The following is a 19,970-nucleotide window of genomic DNA, read 5'->3' as shown; positions in this document are numbered from 1 at the left end:
CAATTGTCCGCATGGGCAACAGTTAGCCAGGGCTGTCGGTCGGGGCGAGGGAGCTTAGGGGCGGAGGGTGGAGACCAGGCGGCGCACGAGACGGGTACGGCGGCGCACGTACGGCGCGGCCACCAGGCCGAGCACATCCGGATGCGCCGGCGTACGCAGCACCGACTTCTCATGACTGAACTGGGCCACCGACCGCTCCCCGTGGTAGCTGCCCATGCCGCTGGCACCCACCCCGCCAAACGGCAGGCCGGGAACCGCGAGGTGCGACATCGGCGCCCCGAGCCCTACCCCGCCGGAGGACGTTCGTGTGAGCAGGGCCCGCGGCACCGCACGGCTGCGGGTGAACGCGTACAGCGCGAGCGGCTTCTCCCGCGCGGTGATGAACGCGATCGCCTCGTCCAGTCCCGACACCGTCACGATCGGCAGGATCGGCCCGAAGATCTCCTCGGTCATCACCGGTGAGGCCACGTCCACGTCGGCGAGAATTGTCGGGGCGATATAGAGCTCGGCCGCGTCCACCAGCCCGCCGGTCACCAGACGACCCTGGTCGAGCATCCCGGCCAACCGGTTGAACTGCCGGTCATTGACAATGCGGCCGTAGTCTCTGCTCGCCCGCGGGTCGGCGCCGTACAGCTCGGCGATCGCGCTCACCAGCAGCGGCTCCAGCCGCGCCGCCACCGCGGGGGTGGTCAGCAGGTAGTCCGGCGCCACGCACGTCTGCCCGGCGTTCACGAAGCGACCCCAGGCGATCCGCCGAGCTGCGCTGGCCAGGTCGGCGGTGTCGTCCACCCACACCGGCGACTTCCCGCCGAGCTCCAGGGTGACCGGGGTGAGATGCAACGCGGCGGCCCGCAGCACGATCCGCCCCACCGTGCCGTTGCCGGTATAGAAGATATGGTCCACCCGCTGGGCGAGCAGCTCGGTAGTCTCGGGCACTCCGCCTTCGACCACGGCCACGGCGTCGCGGTCGAGGTATGTCGGCACCAACCGGGCGATCAACGAAGACGTGGCCACGGCCAGTTCGCTCGGCTTGAGTACAACGGTATTGCCGGCGGCCAGAGCTCCGATCAGCGGCGCAAACAGCAACTGAACCGGGTAGTTCCACGGCGCGATCACGGTCACCACGCCCAGCGGTTCGCGCACGATCTGCGCGGTGGAGGGCAGCACCACCAGCGGCACCGGCACCCGGCGCGGCCGCAGCCAGCGCCCGAGATGCTTGAGGGTGTGGTCGATCTCGCGCACCAGAATACCGATTTCGGTGAGGTCGGCCTCGGTCGGGCTCTTCCGCAGGTCGGCGTACAGGGCGTCCCGCAGCTCCGCCCGGTTCTCCACCAGCAGCCGGCGTAACGCGCGCAGCTGAGCGCGCCGCCAGGCGACCGGCCGGGTGCGGCCGGAGTCGAAACCGTCGCGCATCCGCTGCACCGCAACTACGGCCGTGTCAGTGGGTGCGCCGGTCGGTAGGTTCACGACGGTCGGGTCGGCGGATGCGAGACTAGAGGTCATGCCGACAGCCTATTACGAAACAGTTCGCTTTCGTTTCTTAAAGGGAGTATTTTCGAGTGCATGTCCTCACCGTTCACTTCTTCCACTGATATCCCGGATGCGCCCTCGTCGCTCGCCGCACTCGTCACCTTCGTCGACACCCTCGAGTCGCGGGTGCGCCAGCAGGGTTCGGGGGCGGCCCTGCTCAGCCCCCGCGGCACGTACAGTTTCTCCGAAACCGCGCAGCCTGCGGCGCAGAGCATCGGCTACTCCATGACGGGCTACCCGCACCTCGCGCCCGTCTCACTGCGGGTCACGGTGGGCCGAGCCGTCAAGCACCTCTTCCTGCGTCGCGGAGCCATGCGGCACAACCTCTCTGCCCCGGTCTCCGGCGCCCCGGAGCTCGACCCCGCAATGCCCGACCTTGCCGCTGTCGCCGTGCTCCGCACCGCGGTGAACGCGCTCGTCGCCTTCACCGGCGACCTCCAGCCGCACCCCACCTACGGCCGCTGCACCAAGGCCCAGGTGGCCAACCTGCAAACCCAGCACCTGCGCGAGCACCTGCCCGGCGCGGATGCGCCCGCCGCACCCCAGCCCGCCACCCCGGCCCGATGATCACCGCAGTCCCCCGCGGCCGCCCGATGGATGCCAGGGTCGACGACGCCGTGGTCGCCGCCACTACCCTGCTGCTGGCCGAGCACGGCTACGGCGCCCTCACCACCTCGGCCATCGCTCGGCGGGCCGGGGTCTCCACGGCGTCGCTGTACCGCCGGTGGGCTACCAAGGAAGAGCTCGTCGCTTCCGCTGCCCGCACGATCGTGGCCGACTATCTCAGTGGCGACGACACCGGTTCGCTCGATGGCGACCTGACCGCGCTCCTCGGCAACAAGATCACCGCGCTCAGCGGCGACCTCGGCATCGTACTCAAGTCCCTGGTCGGCCAGGCCGCGCACGACCCCGCCATCGCGGAGATCATCGAGCGCGAAATCGTCGGTGCCACCGAGACGCACATCGCGGCGATCCTCGACCGCGCGATGGCCCGAGGCGAGATTCAGTCGGGCTACAACGGGCAGGATGCGGCAAAGCTCGCCATCGCCCTCGTCACGACCCCGCTGCTCCTGCGAGCCGACGGCCCCGCCGCGGTGGCCCGCTTGGTCCCGGCGCACCTCGCAGCCGCCATCCGGGCCACCCTGCCCAACGCGATTTAGCCCACCAACTGGTCCCGAAGCGGACAAGTGCGGCCGGCGTACCGGGCGCAAATGTCCGCTTCGGGCACAGTTACGAGACGCGAGGGAGGCTAGGCCGGCGGGGTGGGGGTGATGCCGAACTGGGCCAGGCCCGCGGCGCCGCCGTCTTCGGCGGTGAGCACCCAGATGCCGTCCTTGTGCACGGCGACGCTGTGCTCCCAGTGCGCGGCCGCCTTGCCGTCGCTGGTGGCGACGGTCCAGTCGTCGTCACGGGTGTAGGTCTCGATGTCGCCGAGCACCACCATCGGCTCGATCGCCACGACCAGGCCGGGCTTCACGTCCGGGCCCTTCTGGCGCACCCGGTAGTTGAACACCGGCGGTGCCTCGTGCATCGACTTGCCGATGCCGTGGCCCACGTAGTCGGTGAGGATCCCGTAGCTGCCTTGCGATTCGATGTAGTCCTCGATGGCCTCGCCGACCTCGTTGAGGTGCCGCGCCTCGGCCAGGCGGGCGATGCCATGCCAGAGCGACTGCTCGGTCACCCGCGAGAGTTCCTCGCGCTCGGCGACGAGCTCGGGCCGCGACGGGTCCGGCAGCACGAAGGTGAATGCCGCGTCGCCGTTCCAGCCGTCGATGATCGCGCCACTGTCGATTGACACGATGTCGCCGGCACCGAGCACTCGACCATTGGGGATGCCGTGCACCACGTCGTCGTTCACCGAGGCGCACACCGTGTGGAAGTAGCCCTGCTCGAGCTTGAAGTTGGGCCGGCCGCCCAGCGCCACGATGGCCGCCTCAGCGGCGGCATCCAGCTCGAGGGTAGTGACGCCCACCTGCATGGCTTCCCGCGCCGCCACGAGCGACGCAGCGGTCGCCAGGCCGGGGGCCAGCATCAGGCGCATCTGCGCCGGGGACTTGTAGATGGAGCGGCGAAGGGCCACGGTCATACCTGCAAACTAAGTCGTCGTACGGAGCCGGCGCCGGAGAGCGCCCGGGTGAGAAAACGAAAGGGCGCCGACCGAAGCCGACGCCCCATCACAGCAAATCTAGACGGATGCCGCCACGGCGTCGGTGGGACCGACGGCGTGCAGACCGCGTTCGGCCAGCGCGGCCACGATACGGTCGGTGACCTGGTCGACGGCACCGAGGCCGTCGATGGTGACCACGACGCCGCGCTTGACGTACAGGTCGATGAGCGGTGCGGTCTGCTCTTCGTAGACGTCGAGACGGTGCCGGATGACCTCGGCGGTGTCATCCGCGCGGCCCTGCTCGGCGGCCCGTTTGAGCAGCCGGGCGACGACCTCGTCGGTGTCCGCGACGATCTGCACCACGGCGTCGAGCGAGGTGCCTTCGGCGTCGAGCAGGCGGTCGAGCTCGAGCACCTGGTCGGTGGTGCGCGGGTAGCCGTCGAGCAGGAAACCACCACGGGCATCCGGCTCCTGGAGGCGGTCGGCGACGATCTCGTTGGTCAGCGAGTCGGGCACGTACTTGCCGGCCTCGATGAACGCCTTGACCTTCAGGCCCAGCTCGGTTTCGGTCTTCACGTTGTGACGGAAGATATCGCCGGTGGAGATGGCGGGAATGCCGAAGGCTTCGGCCAGGCGCACGGCCTGAGTGCCCTTGCCGGCCCCGGGGGGTCCGATCACGAGAAGACGGGTCATCGCAGGAGCCCTTCGTAGTGGCGCTGTTGCAGCTGGGAGTCGATCTGCTTGACCGTCTCCAGGCCGACGCCGACGATGATCAGGAGGCTGGCGCCACCGAACGGGAAGTTCTGGTCGGCGCCGATCAGCGAGAACGCGATCAGCGGGATCAGCGCGATGAGGCCGAGGTAGAGGGCACCGGGCAGAGTCACGCGGGTGAGCACGTAGTCGAGGTACTCGGCGGTGGGCCGGCCGGCACGGATGCCGGGGATGAAGCCGCCGTACTTCTTCATGTTGTCGGCGACCTCTTCAGGGTTGAAGGTGATCGCGACGTAGAAGTAGGTGAAGCCCACGATGAGCAGGAAGTAGAACGCCATGTACAGCGGGTGGCTGCCCTGGGTGAGGTTGTTGGTGACCCAGGTGACCCAGGCCTGCGGCGTCTCGCCGGCGGCGGGCTGGTTGAACTGGGCGATCAGGGCCGGCAGGTACAGCAGCGACGATGCGAAGATGACGGGCACAACGCCGGCCATGTTCACCTTGATCGGGATGTAGGTGTTGTTGCCGCCGTAGGTACGGCGACCCACCATGCGCTTGGCGTACTGCACCGGGATGCGGCGCTGCGACTGTTCGACGAAAACCACACCCGCTACGACCACGAGGCCGATCGCGAGGACGACCAGGAAGATCTCGATGCCCTTCTGCTGGGCGATGGAGATCAGCGAGTTGGGGAACTGGGCAGCGATCGACGTGAAGATCAGCAGCGACATTCCGTTGCCGATGCCGCGCTCGGTGATCATCTCACCCATCCACATGATCACGCCGGTACCGGCGGTCATGGTGATGACCATCAGCATGATGGCGTACCAGGCGTCGTTGGTGAGCAGCTGGGAGCACTCGGAGGAGGCCGAGGTGCCGAACAGGGCGCCGCTGCGGGCCACGGTGATCAGCGTGGTCGACTGCAGGATGCCCAGGGCGATGGTGAGGTACCGGGTGTACTGCGTGAGCTTGGACTGGCCCGCCGCACCCTCCTTGTAGAGGGTCTCGAAGTGTGGAATCACCACGCGCAGCAGCTGCACGATGATGGAGGCCGTGATGTACGGCATGATCCCCAGCGCGAAGACTGACAGCTGCAGCAGGGCGCCACCGCTGAACAGGTTCACGAGCTCGTAGAGGCCGCTCGTTCCCTGGTTCGCTGCAAGACAGGCTTGCACGTTGCCGAAGTCCACGAACGGGGCGGGGATGAACGAGCCCAGACGGAACAGGGCGACGATGCCCAGGGTGAACCCGATCTTCTTACGAAGGTCCGGCGTGCGGAATATCCGCGCAATGGCGCTAAACAAAAAAGGCCTCCAGTTAGTAACAAAGAACGAGCTTGCCGAGTCAGCACCAGCGCTTTAATCGCTGGGCAGGCTCGACAAGCTCGATCTCGTCTACGGGTCTTACTACTTGATCGAGCCACCTGCTGCGACGATCTTCTGCTCTGCTGAGCGGGAGACCTTATCGACTGCAACAGTCAGCTTAACCGCAATGTCACCATTGCCGAGAACCTTGACCTTCTCGTTGTCGCGAACGGCACCCTTGGCGACCAGCGAAGCGATGGTTACATCGCCGCCGGTCGGGTACAGCTCGGCGAGGCGCTCCAGGTTTACAACCTGGTACTCGACGCGGAACGGGTTCTTGAACCCGCGCAGCTTCGGGGTGCGCATGTGCAGCGGCATCTGCCCACCCTCGAAGCCGATACGCACGGTGTAGCGCGCCTTGGTGCCCTTGGTTCCACGACCCGCGGTCTTACCCTTGGATCCTTCACCACGGCCAACGCGCTGCTTGTCCTTCTTCGATCCGGGCGCGGGACGAAGGTGGTGCACCTTCAGTACCTGCGGACGGACCTCAGTGGGCTCAGTCGGCGCGGCGGCCTTCTTAGCGGCAACAGTCTTGGCCGGAGCCTTGGCTGCAGCAGCCTTCGTGGTCGTCGCCTTGGGGGCGGCGGCCTTCTTAGCGGCGGGCTTGGTTGCTACCTTCTCGGTAGCTTCCTTCTCGTCAGCCATTAGTCAATCTCCTCGACCTTCACAAGGTGAGCAACGGTGTTGACGTAGCCACGGTTCTGCGAGTTGTCCTCGCGGATCGTGACGGCGCCAATGCGACGCAGGCCCAGGCTGCGCAGTGTGTCGCGCTGGTTCTGCTTCTCACTAATTTTGGACTTGATCTGCGTAATCTTCAGCTGAGCCATTAGGCACCTGCCTTCGCGCTTGCGGCGGCTGCTGCTGCAGCCGCGTCGGCACGCAGAAAACGGGCCGGAGCCACGTCTTCGTAGGGAAGGCCACGGCGAGCCGCGACTGCACGAGGCTCTTCGAGCTGGTGCAGGGCCTCCACCGTGGCGTGCACGATGTTGATGGTGTTCGACGAACCGAGCGACTTGCTCAGAACGTCGTGGATGCCGGCGCATTCGAGTACGGCGCGCACCGGGCCACCGGCGATAACGCCGGTACCTGCTGCGGCCGGACGGAGAAGAACGACTCCGGCAGCTGCTTCACCCTGAACGGGGTGCGGGATGGTCAGGCCGACGCGGGGAACGCGGAAGAAGTTCTTCTTCGCTTCCTCGACGCCCTTGCTGATTGCGGTCGGGACCTCGCGGGCCTTACCGTAACCAACGCCTACCAGGCCGTTACCGTCTCCGACGACGACCAGAGCGGTGAAGCTGAAGCGACGACCACCCTTGACGACCTTGGAAACACGGTTGATCGTGACGACGCGCTCGAGGAACTGGCTCTTCTCGGCGTCACGGCTTCCGCGCTCACGGTTCGGGCTGCGCTCACGGCCACCACGGCGAGCCTCACGAGGCTCGTTCTGCGGCGGCGTGGTCGAAGCTGCGGTTTCCACCGGAACTTCAGTGACGACGTCAGCTTCCTTCGCTGCTGCGGTGCTACTGGATTCAGTGCTCACAGGTCCAACCCTCCCTTTCGGGCTCCTTCGGCGATGGCTGCGACGCGTCCTGCGTACTTGCTGCCACCACGGTCAAATACGACGGCTTCGATACCGGCGGCTTTGGCGCGCTCGGCGACGAGCTCGCCGACCTTGTGCGCCTTGGCGGTCTTGTCACCATCGAAGGTGCGCAGACCGGTTTCGAGAGTCGACGCCGACGCGAGGGTGAAACCCTTGCTGTCGTCAACGACCTGCACGAATACGTGGCGAGCCGAGCGGGTGACGACGAGACGCGGACGAAGCGCGGTCCCCTCGATCTTCTTGCGAAGACGTGCGTGCCTGCGTCCGCGGGCAGCCGACTTGCTTTTTCCTCTAGTTCCGAGACCCATGGTTACTTACCACTCTTTCCGGCCTTGCGGCGAACAATCTCGCCGGCGTAACGCACACCCTTACCCTTGTAGGGCTCAGGCTTGCGAATCTTACGGATGTTTGCGGCAACCTCACCGACGGCCTGCTTGTCGATACCGCTGACCGTGAGCTTGTTAACGCCCTCGACGGTCAGGGAGATACCAACGGGCGGCTCAATGAGGACCGGGTGCGAGAAGCCAAGGGCGAACTCAACGGAGGTGCCCTTCTGCGCAACGCGGTAACCGGTACCGACGATCTCGAGTCCCTTGGTGTAACCCACGGTGACGCCGATGATCTGGTTGGCGATCAGGGTACGGGTCAGTCCGTGCAGCGAACGCGAAGCGCGCTCGTCGTCGGGACGCGTGACCAGAACCTGGCCATCGGTGACCTGAACCTCGATGGGGTTGGCGACGGTGAGCGCGAGCTCACCCTTCGGACCCTTGACGCTAACGGCCTGGCCGTTAGCTTCGACCGTGACACCCGCGGGGATCTCGATCGGAAGTCTTCCAATACGTGACATTGTCGGCTACCACACGTAGGCGAGAACTTCTCCGCCTACGCCCTTCTTCTCAGCCTGGCGGTCGGTGAGCAGACCGCTGGAGGTGGACAGGATGGCAACGCCGAGGCCGCCGAGAACCGTGGGGATCTCAGTCGACTTTGCGTACACGCGCAGGCCGGGCTTGGAAACCCGCTTGATGCCGACGATGGAACGCTCGCGGTTGGGGCCGAACTTGAGGTTCAGCGTGAGGGTCTTTCCGACCTCTGCATCCTTGACGTCCCAGGCAGAGATGTAACCCTGTGCCTTGAGGATGTCTGCGATGTGCGCCTTGAGCTTGCTGTGCGGCATCGACACTGTGTCGTGGTACGCCGAGTTAGCGTTGCGCAGTCTGGTCAGCATATCTGCGACCGGATCTGTCATTGTCATTTGTGGTGCCTTTCTCGCCTGGTTTCGTGCACCCGTTACACGGATGACGACCTGTGGTGGTGGAGGGGGCCGAACGGTTGTCCGGCCCCCGGGGTAAAGCTAGTTTAGGAGTTCTCGGCCGTCTTGAACGGGAAGCCGAGCGCCTTGAGCAGCGCGCGACCCTCGTCGTTGTTCTTGGCGGTCGTCACAACAGTGATGTCCATACCGCGAACACGGTCGATCCGGTCCTGGTCGATCTCGTGGAACATGACCTGCTCCGTGAGACCGAACGTGTAGTTGCCGGCGCCGTCGAACTGCTTGTCCGAGAGGCCGCGGAAGTCGCGGATACGGGGCAGGGCGAGGCTGAGCAGCCGGTCGAGGAACTCCCACATGCGGTCGCCACGAAGTGTGACGTGCGTGCCAATGGGCTGTCCTTCACGCAGTTTGAACTGCGCGATGGACTTGCGTGCCTTGGTGACCTGCGGCTTCTGGCCGGTGATCTTGGTGAGGTCGGCGACGGCGCCATCCATGATCTTGCCGTCGCGTGCTGCCTCGCCGACACCCATGTTGACGATGATCTTCGTCAGGTTGGGTACCTGGTGGACGTTGGTGAAACCCAGGTCCTTGGCGAGCTGCAGGGAGATCTCTTCGCGATACTTCTGCTTGAGACGCGGCAGAACGACGGGCTTTGCGCCCTCGGTTGCGATGTCAGTCATTAGAGGTCCTTACCTGACTTCTTGGCGTAACGAACGCGGACCGTCTTGGTGACGCCGTCCTTCGTTACCTCTTCGAGACGGAACCCGACCTTGGTCGGCTTCTTGGTCTCCGGGTCGACGAGCGCGACGTTGGAAGCGTGAATCGATGCTTCCACAGTCTCGATGCCGCCGGTCTTGGAGCCGCGCTGGGTCTGGCCGACGCGAACGTGCTTCTTGACGAAGTTGATTCCTTCGATCAGGACGCGGTTCTTCTCGACCTGTACCTCGAGCACACGACCCTGCTTGCCACGGTCTCCGCCGCGAGCCTGGGTGCGGCCGGTGATGACCTCTACGAGGTCACCCTTCTTGATTCTGGCCATGATTTAGATAACCTCCGGTGCCAACGAAATGATCTTCATGAACTTCTTGTCGCGGAGTTCGCGACCGACCGGTCCGAAGATACGGGTACCACGGGGGTCTCCGTCAGCCTTCAAGATCACTGCGGCGTTCTCATCGAACTTGATGTACGAGCCGTCTGGACGACGGGTCTGCTTTTTGACGCGAACGATGACGGCTTTGACGACGTCACCCTTCTTGACGTTGCCGCCCGGGATGGCGTCCTTGACGGTGGCGACGATAACGTCACCCAGTCCGGCGTAACGACGGCCGGAGCCACCGAGAACGCGGATCGTCAACAGGACCTTGGCACCGGTGTTGTCGGCAACTTTGAGTCGTGATTCTTGCTGAAGCACTTTCTAACTCCTTCTATCAAGTAAGCGCGAGGCTTACTTGGCCTTCTCGAGAATCTCGACCAGGCGGAAGCGCTTGGTAGCGCTCAGCGGGCGAGTTTCGCTGATCAGGACCAGGTCGCCGACGCCGGCGGTGTTCGCCTCGTCGTGAACCTTCAGCTTGGACGTACGGCGGATGACCTTGCCGTATAGGGGGTGCTTCACGCGGTCTTCGACCTCGACAACGATGGTCTTATCCATCTTGTCGCTGGTCACGTAACCACGCATCGTCTTGCGGTAGCCGCGCACGAGAGCCTCGGCGGGGACGACCGTTTCGTCAGTCTTCGCCATGATTAGGCCTCCTTCGTCTCGACGGCGTCAGCCTCGGGAGCATCCGTGGATGCGTCCTTGGCCTTGGCCTTCTTGGTCGTCTTCTTCTCAGCCTTGGCCGGAGCCTCGACTGCGACGGGAGTGGCACGAATGCCCAGCTCGCGCTCACGGAGAACCGTGTAGATGCGTGCAATGTCCCGCTTGACCGCGCGAAGGCGGCCGTGGCTTTCGAGCTGGCCGGTGGCCGACTGGAAGCGCAGGTTGAACAGCTCTTCCTTGGCCTTCTTCAGCTCGTCGAACAGTCGTTCGTTTTCAAAGGTGTCGAGCTCGACTGAGGCGAGCTCCTTGGATCCGATCGCCATTATGCGTCGCCCTCCTCGCGCTTGATGATGCGTGCCTTGAGGGGCAGCTTGTGAATTGCACGGGTGAGCGCTTCGCGAGCAACGGTGTCAGAGACACCGGAAAGCTCGAAGAGCACGCGGCCCGGCTTGACGTTCGCGACCCACCACTCGACCGAACCCTTACCGGAACCCATGCGGGTTTCGGCAGGCTTCTTGGTGAGCGGGCGGTCCGGGTAGATGTTGATCCAGACCTTGCCGCCACGCTTGATGTGACGCGTCATGGCGATACGAGCGGACTCGATCTGACGGTTGGTCACGTACGCGGGGGTGAGGGCCTGAATGCCATACTCGCCGAACGAAACAGTGGTACCACCGGTTGCGTGGCCGGTACGGCCGGGGTGGTGCTGCTTGCGGTGCTTAACTCTGCGGGGAATCAACATTATTTAGCCTCAACTCCTGCTGCAACCGGAGCCGCGCCCTCTGCGCGAGGCGCACGGCGGGGACGGTCGTCACGACGCTCGGGGCGGGACGACTTAGCGTTGGCCTGCTCACGAGCGAGTTCCTTGTTGGTGATGTCGCCCTTGTAGATCCAGACCTTCACGCCGATGCGGCCGAAGGTGGTCTTGGCTTCGTAGAAGCCGTAGTCGATGTTCGCGCGCAGGGTGTGCAGCGGCACACGACCTTCGCGGTAGAACTCCGAACGGCTCATCTCAGCGCCACCGAGACGACCGGACACCTGGATGCGAACACCCTTGGCGCCGGCGCGCTGGGCGCCCTGCAGGCCCTTACGCATCGCGCGGCGGAAAGCCACACGAGCGGAGAGCTGCTCTGCAATGCCCTGCGCGACGAGCTGTGCATCCTGCTCGGGGTTCTTGACCTCGAGGATGTTCAGCTGGATCTGCTTGGCGGTGAGCTTTTCAAGGTCGGACCGGATGCGCTCTGCTTCCGCGCCGCGACGACCGATCACGATGCCCGGACGGGCGGTGTGAATGTCGACACGGACACGATCGCGGGTGCGCTCGATCTCGATGCGGGACACGCCGGCGCGGTCGAGGCTGGTGCTCAACAGGCGGCGGATCTTGACGTCTTCAGCGACGAAGTCGCTGTAACGCTGGCCCGGCTTCGTGCTGTCAGAGAACCAACGCGACACGTGGTCGGTCGTGATTCCCAGACGGAAGCCATACGGGTTTACTTTCTGACCCATTACTTCGTACCCTCCTCAGGAGTGGCGAGCACAACAGTGATGTGGCTCGTACGCTTCTTGATCTGGAATGCGCGACCCTGTGCGCGGGCCTGGAAACGCTTGAGCGTCGTGCCCTCGTCGACGAATGCCTGGGAGATGAACAGATCCTGTTCGTCCAGGAACTCGTTCGCAGCATCGGCCTTGACCCGTGCGTTCGCGATGGCCGATTCGACCAGCTTGTACACGGGGTCGGACGCGCCCTGCGGCGCGAACTTGAGAATTCCCAGCGCTTCGTGCGCCTGCTTGCCACGAATCAGGTTGACAACGCGACGGGCCTTCTGGGCGGTAACGCGGATATGACGCACGCGTGCGATCGACTCCACCATTTCTCCTCCTTCACGTCACCGCGTTAGCGGCGACGACCCTTCTTGTCATCCTTCACGTGACCACGGAAGGTGCGGGTGGGAGCAAACTCGCCGAGTTTGTGCCCAACCATGCTCTCGGTGACGAACACCGGGATGTGCTTGCGACCGTCGTGAACCGCGATGGTGTGCCCGAGCATGTCGGGGATGATCATCGAACGGCGCGACCAGGTCTTGATTACGTTCTTGCTTGAGGCTTCATTCGCCTTGACAACCTTGCGAAGCAGGTGGTCGTCAACGAAGGGGCCCTTCTTAAGACTTCTTGGCATCGTCTACTCCTACTTACGCTTCTTGCCGACGGTACGGCGACGAACAATGAGCTTGTCGCTTTCCTTGTTCGGGTGGCGGGTGCGCCCTTCCTTCTGGCCCCAGGGGCTGACGGGGTGACGTCCACCGGACGTCTTACCCTCACCACCACCGTGCGGGTGGTCGACCGGGTTCATGGCAACACCACGAACGGTCGGGCGAACGCCTTTCCAGCGCATCCGGCCGGCCTTGCCCCAGTTGATGTTCGACTGCTCGGCGTTGCCGACCTCACCGATCGTGGCGCGGCAGCGAGCGTCGACGTTACGGATTTCTCCGGACGGCAGGCGCAGCTGGGCGTAGATGCCATCCTTCGCGACCAGGCGAACCGACACTCCGGCGGAGCGGGCCAGCTTGGCGCCACCACCCGGACGGATCTCGATGGCGTGAATGATGGTACCGGTGGGGATGTTCTTCAGCGGCAGGTTGTTGCCGGGCTTGATGTCAGCACCGGCACCCGACTCGACGATGTCGCCCTGGTTCAGCTTGTTCGGCGCAATGATGTAGCGCTTGGAGCCGTCCATGAAGTGCAGCAACGCGATGCGCGCCGTGCGGTTGGGGTCGTACTCAATGTGAGCGACCTTGGCGTTGACACCGTCTTTGTCGTTACGACGGAAGTCGATCACGCGGTACTGGCGCTTGTGGCCACCACCGATGTGACGCGTCGTGATGCGACCCTGGTTGTTACGACCACCGGTCTTGGACAGCGGACGAAGCAGCGACTTCTCGGGCGTCGAACGGGTGATCTCTGCGAAGTCCGCAACAGATGAACCGCGACGACCGGGGGTCGTGGGCTTGTACTTACGAATAGCCATTTCTTATTCCTCTAGTCCTGGCCGCTTAGCCGACGGCCGTGAAGATGTCGATGGAACCGGACTTGAGCGTGACGATGGCACGCTTGGTGTCCTTGCGCTTACCCATGCCGAACTTGGTACGGCGAGTCTTGCCGATGCGGTTCATGGTGTTGATCGACGCAACCTCAACCTTGAAGATCTTCTCGATCGCCAGCTTGATTTCGGTCTTGTTCGAACGCGGGTCCACGATGAAGGTGTACTTGCCCTCGTCGATCAGGCCGTAGCTCTTTTCAGAGACGACCGGAGCGATGATGACGTCGCGGGGGTCCTTTTGAATCGGGGTAGCCATTATGCGGACACCTCTTCCTTCTTGGTCTTGTGCGCCACGAACGCGTCAAACGCGCCCTTGGTGAAGACGATGTCGTCAGAGACGAGAACGTCGTAGGCATTCAGCTGGTCCCACGACAGCACGTGCACCGTCGGGAGGTTGCGGATGCTGCGGAGAGTCATCTCGTCGGTGCGCTCGAGGACGACCAGCACGTGCTTGCTGCTGGCGATCTGGGTGAGCAGCGTGATGGCGCCCTTGGTGCTGGGCGTCTCGGACGAGAACAGCGCGGTCACCACGTGCAGACGGTCACCACGGGCGCGGTCAGAGAGTGAACCCTTGAGCGCGGCGGCAATCATCTTCTTCGGGGTGCGCTGGTCGTAGCTGCGCGGGGTCGGTCCGTGGACGATGCCACCACCGGTCATCTGAGGGGCGCGGATCGAGCCCTGACGAGCGCGACCGGTTCCCTTCTGCTTGAACGGCTTGCGGCCGGCACCGGAAACTTCTCCGCGGCTCTTTACCTTGTGCGTTCCCTGGCGTGCGGCAGCGAGCTGCGCGACAACAACCTGGTGAATCAGCGGGATGTTGGTCTGGACGTCGAAGATTTCGGCGGGCAGCTCAACGGAGCCGGCCTTCTTGCCGTTGGCATCGATGAGGTCGAGTGCGGTAGCCATAGGACTACGCTCCCTTCACTGCGGTGCGGACGAATACGAGGCGGCCCTTGGCGCCGGGAACGGCACCCTTGACCAGAATGAGGCCCTTGTCGGCGTCGATCGCGTGAACCTTGAGGTTCAGCACGGTCACGCGCTCGCCACCCATACGACCGGCCATGCGCATGCCCTTGAAGACACGGCTGGGGGTCGAGGAGGCACCGATGGAACCGGGCTTGCGGTGGTTGCGGTGCGAACCGTGCGAAGCGGAAACACCCTTGAAGTTGTGACGCTTCATAACACCGGCGAAGCCCTTGCCCTTGGAAGTGCCCATGACGTCAACCTTGGTGCCGGCGACGAACACACCGTCAACGGTGAGCTCCTGGCCCAGGGTGTAGTCAGCGGCATCCGCGGTGCGGAGCTCGGTAACGTGACGGCGCGGCGTGACGCCGGCCTTCTCGAAGTGTCCTGCGGACGGCTTGTTCACCTTGCGGGGGTCGATGGCGCCAGAGGCAATCTGGACGCCGGCGTAGCCGTCGATGTCCTTCGTGCGGATCTGGGTGACGACGTTCGGCGAGATCTCGATGACGGTAACGGGAACAAGCTTGTTGTTCTCGTCCCACACCTGAGTCATGCCGAGCTTCTTGCCGAGGAGGCCCTTGGTGGTCTTGGTATCTGCGTACGACATCGCGGGCCCTAGAGCTTGATCTCGATGTTGACGTCTGCCGGGAGGTCGAGACGCATGAGCGAGTCGACGGCCTTCGGCGTCGGGTCAATGATGTCGATCAGACGCTTGTGGGTGCGCATTTCAAAGTGCTCCCGGCTGTCCTTGTACTTGTGAGGGGAACGGATGACACACACCACGTTCTTCTCGGTCGGAAGCGGCACGGGGCCGACAACGGTTGCACCCGCACGGGTGACGGTGTCGACGATCTTGCGCGCCGAGATGTCGATGACCTCGTGGTCATACGACTTAAGTCGAATGCGGATTTTCTGTCCCGCCATGTCGAACTCTCTTTCTTGTCAAGGCTTCTTACATCCCGAGGGCTGCATTGGACGCCGTAGTAGCACTGCTGCTATCGCACCACTGTTCATCTGTCAATTTCGATCCGGCCGGGAATCCGACCTTCTCGAGCCAACTCCCCCAGACCGGGGCCTGGCGGATGACATGGTTTTACCCGGGCATCCAAGGAGTTGATTTAAGCTTCGTTCTGCTACCCGCGGCCTAACTCCGACCCTCAAGGGGCGAGCTATGCACTGCCTGGTAGTGATTCCGGTCTCGCGTGCAGCGCGATCCGAAAGTGTTGAACTAGAAGAGTCTGCCACAAGAATAGGTCATTGTGCAACCCGGGCGTGTCGCGTTGGGCGTGTCGCGCGATCCGCGTCGTTCCGCGGGAGTTCAGCTACGCCCCTCCGCTGCTCAAGCTGCTCGAGACCCCGGAATTCATCCGCTGGTCGAGCTTGTCGAGACCCCGTGTTTCTTTCGCTGGTCGAGCCTGTCAAGACCCCTCAGCCATCCGCCTAAACGGCACCCTCGGGAGTAACCACGGCACGCACGGTGCGCCACAGAATCAGGATGTCGGCCGTGAGCGACCAGTTCTCCACGTAGTAGAGGTCCAGGCGAATACTGTCTTCCCAGCTGAGGTTCGACCGGCCGCTGACCTGCCAGAGCCCACTCATGCCCGGCTTCATGATCAGCCGGCGGTGCGCGGCATCGTCGTAGAGGGCCACTTCGGCGGCGCGCTGCGGCCGCGGACCCACCAGGCTCATCTCACCGAAGAGCACGTTGAACAGCTGCGGCAGCTCATCGATGGAGTATTTGCGCAGGATCTGGCCGATCGGGGTGATGCGTGGGTCGTTGGTGACCTTGAAGAGCGGAGTGTCCGAGGTGCCCTGTGCGTCGAGCAGGCTCTCCAGCTGGTCGTCGGCATCCTGCACCATGGAGCGGAACTTGTACATGCCGAACGTGGCGCCGTGCCGGCCGATGCGTTCCTGCCGGTAGACGATGTTGCCGGGGCTGGACCGCTTGACCGCGATGGCCACCCAGATGAGGCCAGGCGAGCTGAGCAGAATGAGCAACGCCGAACCGACGATGTCGAAGGTGCGCTTGGTCACCCGTTTCGCGCCCTCGAACTGCGGGTAGCTCACATGGATAAGCGGCATACCGGCCACGGGTCGTGAATGGATGCGCGGTCCGGCAATGTCGGTGAGTGCCGGCGCCACGATCAGCTCCACGTCGCGGGCCTCGAGCTCCCAGCCCACCCGGCGCATGTCCTCGGGGGCGATGTCGTCGGCACCGGTGAGGATCACGGTGTCGGCGTGGGTCTCGTCCACGGCGGTGAGTAGATCCGCGTAGTCCCCCGAGATTGGAACCCCGTTGATCGGTCCCTCGCTGAGGCTACCTTCCCGCGTGAGAGCGCCCACGAGCAGCAGCCCGGAGCCGGGCGTGCGGGCGATGGTGGTCGCCACATGGGCGGACTTCCGCCGCTCGCCCATAAGCAACGCCCGGGAGAGATAGAAACCTCTGGCCTGGCGCCTACGCAGCCACTGGCGCCAACGCCACCGCGTGCCGATCAACAGCGCCAGGCCCAGAGGCAGCGCCAAGAGGAAGTAGCCCCGTGCAACTTCGATCTTCAAGAGGTAGGCGATAATCGCGAAGAGGCCGAAGAGACGGATGGTCGCATCGGCGACCCGCTTGTATTCGAGCGTGCCGCTGCCGATCACCTTGTGGTCCCGAGTGGCAAACACGTCGAGCATAATCATCCAGGCAACGACGAGAACGAGGGAGACGGCCGTGTAGCTGGCGCCGACGCTGAACGGCTGCGGAGCCGACACCTGCACAGTTTCGAGTCCGAACCAGATGAACTGAGACCCAAACACCGCCGCCAGAACCACCGCGATGTCGGTGCTGAACAGCCGCACCGCAAAAGCCCGCTGCCAAGAGCGACGCCGCAACACCCCCGCGGTACGTGTATCGCCGATTGCCATTCATTTCCCCCATCAGAATGCACGCCTGACCCAAAGAAACGGTGATATCGGACGAGCCTGTTTTCATCGTTCCACAGTTTTTGGCCTCCCAGCCCTTTCTCAGGCCCCTTGTGCGCACCCCATTGTGGGGCCATTGATTCCTGAAGCGCACCCGGTTCCCGACCCCCACATCGCTCCTCCCCTAAGGTGAGACCTGTGAATTCCCGAGTATCCGAGCGCACGTCGTCCCGCCCTCCGCGCGCGGACGTCCGTCACCGTCGTCGTAAGTCCGTCGCGAAGCGACGGGTGAAGGTCGGCCTCGTGATTGCAGGAGTACTCGTGCTTGCGTCGGTCACGTGGCTTGCCACGCGCGTGCTCGTGGTCAAGACGGATTTGGAAGCGTCCCAAGCGCTCGTCGACCAGTTACAAGCAGAGATCGGTAGCGGGGATTTCACCACTCTGACCGCAACGAGTACCGAACTGCAGGAAAAGTCCGCGAGCGCTGCGGCTGGAACCCGCGACCTGACCTGGCGCGCCGCCGAGGTAGTTCCGTTCGTCGGCGAGAATCTCCGGGCCGTCCGTGCCGTATCCGAGAGCATTGACGCGATTGTCCAAGAAGTGGCCGCGCCCGCGGTCGAACTCGTTGCGAGCTATGACATCACCGCCAGAGACCCAGTCACGGGTGGATTCGACATTACGCCCTTCGAGGACGTGAAAGTCATCGCTGCAACCGCTCAGACGGTATTCGAGGAGTCGTTGGTAAGAATGGCTACAGTCGACGCATCCGCGACCGTTGGACCCGTTTCAGCCGCGGTGACGAAGGTAGAAGACCTCCTGGGCAAGGCCAACTCTGCCATCACAAGTGCCGCACCATTGTTGCAATTAGCGGGTCCTGCCCTTGGGTCAGAAGGGCCTCGAATGTACTTGCTGGCCTTCCAGAACAATGCAGAGAGCACAGCCCTCGGAGGCAGCGCTGCCTCATACACCCTCATCAACGTTGACAAGGGCGCAATTTCGATAGCCGCGCAGGGTGCCGGCAGCCAGGATTTGGTTGAGGGGACGAGACTGGATGTGCCCGTCGATCAAAGCGCGATCGACCTGTTTACTGATTACCTCGTTCGTTACCCAAACACATCGACAAGTCGCCCCGACTTTCCGACAGCGGCCGAGTTGATGCGTGCCTACTGGATCCGGGACAAGGGACTCACGGCGAATGGCGTGATCTCAATTGATCCTCTCGCGTTGGCGCGCATTCTCACCGCCACTGGGCCAATCGACCTCCCCAGCGGCGATGTCCTGTCCAGCGAAAACGCTGTCAGCTTGCTCGTCCACGACGTGTACTACCGCTTCGATTCCTACCAAGAGCCGGAAAAGATCGACGCCTTCTTCCAGTCCGCGGCATCCGCCATCCTCAACAAGGTGATCAGCGGCGAGTTCGACATGAATGCGATGATCTCGGCCGTCGCTGACGGAGTAAACCAAGGAAGCATTCTGGCCTGGAGCGCTGACCCAACGGAACAGCAGGCCTTGGACGGTACTCGGATCCAGGGGGTGCTGCCCAAAGACAACGCCGCGAACACTGCCATTGGCGTTTACTACCAAGACACCTCCGCGTCGAAGATGGACTACTTCCTGCATACAGCCACCACCACGACGAGTGACATCTGCGCCGCCGGCCCGCACCCGAGTTTCAGCACCTCCGTGACTGTGCATTCCAACTTGACGGCCGACGAGGCGGAAGCGCTCCCTGAATACGTCTCGAGCGGCAATTACGGTCCACAGCTCACGAGCACCAAGGTCTTCGTGTACGGGCCGGTGGGAGCGACGTTGGCGGACGCCCGGGTTGACGCTGCGGGTGAAGACACGACGGTGAACGCCTCCGGGAACGACCTCGGAAGACCCGTAGCGTCATTCACTGCATATCTCGCGCCTGGCGAGACGAGCACGGTCACCGCCTCATTCGTGGGTGCCCCAGGTCAGTATGGACCGCTGGAGGTGCGAGGCACCCCGATGATCAATGCCACTACCCAGACCGTGGAGCCCGCCTGCGGGTAACGACGAGCGAACCCGCGAACATGAGTGCGCACCGGCCCGAGCGAAGGATTCAGCTGGCAATACCTCTTTGCCAAAACGCTCTAGCTATCACCTTTTGGTCGCGTTCGTATACCGCGGAGCGCAGCACTACGGCAACCAGAATGCCAATCACGGCCCCGATCGAATTCGATACGACGTCGGTAGCGGTTGCGAAACGTGCGGCTAGGAATGTCGCCTGTGACACCTCGATTGCGATTGAGAGGGCGGGACACAGGACCAAGGCCAGCCACCAGACCCGTGCTGGCAGAAGAAGCGCCGCCAAAAATCCGAGGGGCACGAACATCGCCACATTCGCCGAAAACTCCAGCTTGTTATAACCGAACCATTCAGGCACGCCGTTGCGATGCACGACGTCGAGAACCTTCTGGATCGCCGCACTGTATCCCTGATCCAGGGGGGTGGGCCACAGAGTCGCGAGGAGGATGACTAGAACGTACGACGCCAGCAGGACGCCGCCGATTGTCGTGCGTGCTCTGCTCTTAGGTGGTGCATTAGTTGTCAAGTGGAGTCCTCTCGTGCCACTGCGGTCGCCTAGCCACGATTTCGCTGATCATGCAGCCGAAGTGATCTCTAACTCTGCCAGACAAGACCGACCGCG

Annotated in this window: 29 protein-coding genes; 3 read left to right on the top strand and 26 right to left on the bottom strand. The window is 63.6% G+C overall.

The annotated features are described in order from the left end of the window. Positions 1–54: 54 nt before the first annotated feature. Positions 55–1,503, bottom strand: coding sequence for an aldehyde dehydrogenase family protein (locus tag E3T22_RS07940; RefSeq protein ID WP_134481037.1), 1,449 nt, complete (start codon positions 1,501–1,503; stop codon positions 55–57). Between the two features lie 60 nt (positions 1,504–1,563). On the opposite strand from E3T22_RS07940, the gene E3T22_RS07935 reads away from it, so the two are divergent. Continuing rightward, positions 1,564–2,097 (top strand): DUF1569 domain-containing protein, encoded by a 534-nt coding sequence (locus E3T22_RS07935; RefSeq protein WP_134481036.1) that lies wholly within the window; start codon positions 1,564–1,566, stop codon positions 2,095–2,097. Further along, a complete protein-coding gene (locus E3T22_RS07930; RefSeq protein WP_134481035.1) occupies positions 2,094–2,690 on the top strand; it encodes a TetR/AcrR family transcriptional regulator in 597 nt (198 codons plus the stop codon). Before E3T22_RS07935 ends, E3T22_RS07930 begins: the two co-directional genes overlap by 4 nt. A gap of 89 nt (positions 2,691–2,779) precedes the next feature. On the opposite strand, the gene map is transcribed toward E3T22_RS07930, so the two are convergent. From map to E3T22_RS07810, 24 genes are all read right to left on the bottom strand, one after another. Beyond that, positions 2,780–3,616 (bottom strand): type I methionyl aminopeptidase, encoded by an 837-nt coding sequence (gene map, locus E3T22_RS07925; RefSeq protein ID WP_240632261.1) that lies wholly within the window; start codon positions 3,614–3,616, stop codon positions 2,780–2,782. A 99-nt stretch (positions 3,617–3,715) separates the two neighbouring features. After that, complete coding sequence (locus E3T22_RS07920; protein WP_134481034.1) at positions 3,716–4,330, bottom strand: adenylate kinase; 615 nt, start codon at positions 4,328–4,330, stop codon at positions 3,716–3,718. Next, positions 4,327–5,649, bottom strand: a complete 1,323-nt coding sequence (gene secY, locus E3T22_RS07915; RefSeq protein WP_088457168.1) for a preprotein translocase subunit SecY — start codon at positions 5,647–5,649, stop codon at positions 4,327–4,329. The genes E3T22_RS07920 and secY overlap by 4 nt, the downstream gene beginning before the upstream one ends. A gap of 102 nt (positions 5,650–5,751) precedes the next feature. After that, the gene (gene rplO / locus E3T22_RS07910) at positions 5,752–6,354 is read right to left on the bottom strand and encodes a 50S ribosomal protein L15 (RefSeq protein WP_088457169.1); all 603 of its coding nucleotides are present in this window, start codon (positions 6,352–6,354) and stop codon (positions 5,752–5,754) included. Next, the gene (gene rpmD, locus E3T22_RS07905; RefSeq protein WP_066597599.1) at positions 6,354–6,536 is read right to left on the bottom strand and encodes a 50S ribosomal protein L30; all 183 of its coding nucleotides are present in this window, start codon (positions 6,534–6,536) and stop codon (positions 6,354–6,356) included. Before rpmD ends, rplO begins: the two co-directional genes overlap by 1 nt. Next, positions 6,536–7,249: a 30S ribosomal protein S5 gene (rpsE, locus tag E3T22_RS07900; protein ID WP_088457170.1), complete on the bottom strand. Its 714-nt coding sequence runs from the start codon at positions 7,247–7,249 to the stop codon at positions 6,536–6,538. Before rpsE ends, rpmD begins: the two co-directional genes overlap by 1 nt. Continuing rightward, entirely contained in the window at positions 7,246–7,617 is a 372-nt protein-coding gene (gene rplR / locus E3T22_RS07895) for a 50S ribosomal protein L18 (protein ID WP_088457171.1), read from the bottom strand. The genes rpsE and rplR overlap by 4 nt, the downstream gene beginning before the upstream one ends. 2 nt (positions 7,618–7,619) lie before the next feature. After that, positions 7,620–8,156 carry a 50S ribosomal protein L6 gene (rplF, locus tag E3T22_RS07890; RefSeq protein WP_088457172.1) on the bottom strand — a complete coding sequence of 179 codons (537 nt, stop codon included), beginning with the start codon at positions 8,154–8,156 and terminating at the stop codon, positions 7,620–7,622. A 6-nt stretch (positions 8,157–8,162) separates the two neighbouring features. Continuing rightward, positions 8,163–8,561 (bottom strand): 30S ribosomal protein S8, encoded by a 399-nt coding sequence (rpsH, locus tag E3T22_RS07885; RefSeq protein ID WP_066597609.1) that lies wholly within the window; start codon positions 8,559–8,561, stop codon positions 8,163–8,165. A 104-nt stretch (positions 8,562–8,665) separates the two neighbouring features. Continuing rightward, positions 8,666–9,256 (bottom strand): 50S ribosomal protein L5, encoded by a 591-nt coding sequence (rplE, locus tag E3T22_RS07880; protein ID WP_088457173.1) that lies wholly within the window; start codon positions 9,254–9,256, stop codon positions 8,666–8,668. Beyond that, positions 9,256–9,615 carry a 50S ribosomal protein L24 gene (gene rplX / locus E3T22_RS07875; RefSeq protein WP_088457174.1) on the bottom strand — a complete coding sequence of 120 codons (360 nt, stop codon included), beginning with the start codon at positions 9,613–9,615 and terminating at the stop codon, positions 9,256–9,258. The genes rplE and rplX overlap by 1 nt, the downstream gene beginning before the upstream one ends. A 3-nt stretch (positions 9,616–9,618) precedes the next feature. Then, a complete protein-coding gene (gene rplN / locus E3T22_RS07870; RefSeq protein ID WP_066597616.1) occupies positions 9,619–9,987 on the bottom strand; it encodes a 50S ribosomal protein L14 in 369 nt (122 codons plus the stop codon). A 33-nt stretch (positions 9,988–10,020) separates the two neighbouring features. Continuing rightward, positions 10,021–10,314 carry a 30S ribosomal protein S17 gene (gene rpsQ / locus E3T22_RS07865; protein ID WP_088457175.1) on the bottom strand — a complete coding sequence of 98 codons (294 nt, stop codon included), beginning with the start codon at positions 10,312–10,314 and terminating at the stop codon, positions 10,021–10,023. A 2-nt stretch (positions 10,315–10,316) separates the two neighbouring features. Then, positions 10,317–10,655 carry a 50S ribosomal protein L29 gene (gene rpmC / locus E3T22_RS19540; protein ID WP_066597620.1) on the bottom strand — a complete coding sequence of 113 codons (339 nt, stop codon included), beginning with the start codon at positions 10,653–10,655 and terminating at the stop codon, positions 10,317–10,319. Then, positions 10,655–11,074: a 50S ribosomal protein L16 gene (rplP, locus tag E3T22_RS07855; protein WP_066597622.1), complete on the bottom strand. Its 420-nt coding sequence runs from the start codon at positions 11,072–11,074 to the stop codon at positions 10,655–10,657. The genes rpmC and rplP overlap by 1 nt, the downstream gene beginning before the upstream one ends. Continuing rightward, positions 11,074–11,838 carry a 30S ribosomal protein S3 gene (rpsC, locus tag E3T22_RS07850; protein ID WP_066597624.1) on the bottom strand — a complete coding sequence of 255 codons (765 nt, stop codon included), beginning with the start codon at positions 11,836–11,838 and terminating at the stop codon, positions 11,074–11,076. Before rpsC ends, rplP begins: the two co-directional genes overlap by 1 nt. Next, complete coding sequence (rplV, locus tag E3T22_RS07845; protein ID WP_066597626.1) at positions 11,838–12,203, bottom strand: 50S ribosomal protein L22; 366 nt, start codon at positions 12,201–12,203, stop codon at positions 11,838–11,840. The genes rpsC and rplV overlap by 1 nt, the downstream gene beginning before the upstream one ends. 23 nt (positions 12,204–12,226) lie before the next feature. Then, positions 12,227–12,508: a 30S ribosomal protein S19 gene (gene rpsS / locus E3T22_RS07840; RefSeq protein ID WP_066597628.1), complete on the bottom strand. Its 282-nt coding sequence runs from the start codon at positions 12,506–12,508 to the stop codon at positions 12,227–12,229. Between the two features lie 9 nt (positions 12,509–12,517). Continuing rightward, positions 12,518–13,357, bottom strand: coding sequence for a 50S ribosomal protein L2 (gene rplB, locus E3T22_RS07835; RefSeq protein ID WP_066597631.1), 840 nt, complete (start codon positions 13,355–13,357; stop codon positions 12,518–12,520). A gap of 25 nt (positions 13,358–13,382) precedes the next feature. Next, complete coding sequence (gene rplW / locus E3T22_RS07830; RefSeq protein ID WP_088457176.1) at positions 13,383–13,685, bottom strand: 50S ribosomal protein L23; 303 nt, start codon at positions 13,683–13,685, stop codon at positions 13,383–13,385. Further along, positions 13,685–14,335, bottom strand: coding sequence for a 50S ribosomal protein L4 (rplD, locus tag E3T22_RS07825; RefSeq protein ID WP_088457177.1), 651 nt, complete (start codon positions 14,333–14,335; stop codon positions 13,685–13,687). Before rplD ends, rplW begins: the two co-directional genes overlap by 1 nt. A gap of 4 nt (positions 14,336–14,339) precedes the next feature. Next, entirely contained in the window at positions 14,340–14,999 is a 660-nt protein-coding gene (gene rplC / locus E3T22_RS07820) for a 50S ribosomal protein L3 (protein WP_088457178.1), read from the bottom strand. A gap of 8 nt (positions 15,000–15,007) precedes the next feature. Further along, positions 15,008–15,316 (bottom strand): 30S ribosomal protein S10, encoded by a 309-nt coding sequence (gene rpsJ / locus E3T22_RS07815; protein WP_035834607.1) that lies wholly within the window; start codon positions 15,314–15,316, stop codon positions 15,008–15,010. A 516-nt stretch (positions 15,317–15,832) separates the two neighbouring features. Beyond that, positions 15,833–17,299 (bottom strand): sugar transferase, encoded by a 1,467-nt coding sequence (locus E3T22_RS07810; RefSeq protein ID WP_134481033.1) that lies wholly within the window; start codon positions 17,297–17,299, stop codon positions 15,833–15,835. Between the two features lie 285 nt (positions 17,300–17,584). Between E3T22_RS07810 and E3T22_RS07805 the strand changes: the two genes are divergently transcribed. Continuing rightward, a complete protein-coding gene (locus E3T22_RS07805; RefSeq protein WP_134481032.1) occupies positions 17,585–19,333 on the top strand; it encodes a DUF4012 domain-containing protein in 1,749 nt (582 codons plus the stop codon). Between the two features lie 49 nt (positions 19,334–19,382). Here E3T22_RS07805 and E3T22_RS07800 read toward each other — a convergent pair whose 3' ends face one another. Then, positions 19,383–19,874 carry a VanZ family protein gene (locus tag E3T22_RS07800; protein ID WP_134481031.1) on the bottom strand — a complete coding sequence of 164 codons (492 nt, stop codon included), beginning with the start codon at positions 19,872–19,874 and terminating at the stop codon, positions 19,383–19,385. Positions 19,875–19,970: the final 96 nt, after the last annotated feature.

Source organism: Cryobacterium sp. TMB3-10 (assembly GCF_004402305.1).
In the GTDB taxonomy this organism is placed as follows: Bacteria; Actinomycetota; Actinomycetes; order Actinomycetales; family Microbacteriaceae; genus Cryobacterium; species Cryobacterium zongtaii.
This window is presented reverse-complemented; position numbering and strand designations above follow the sequence as displayed.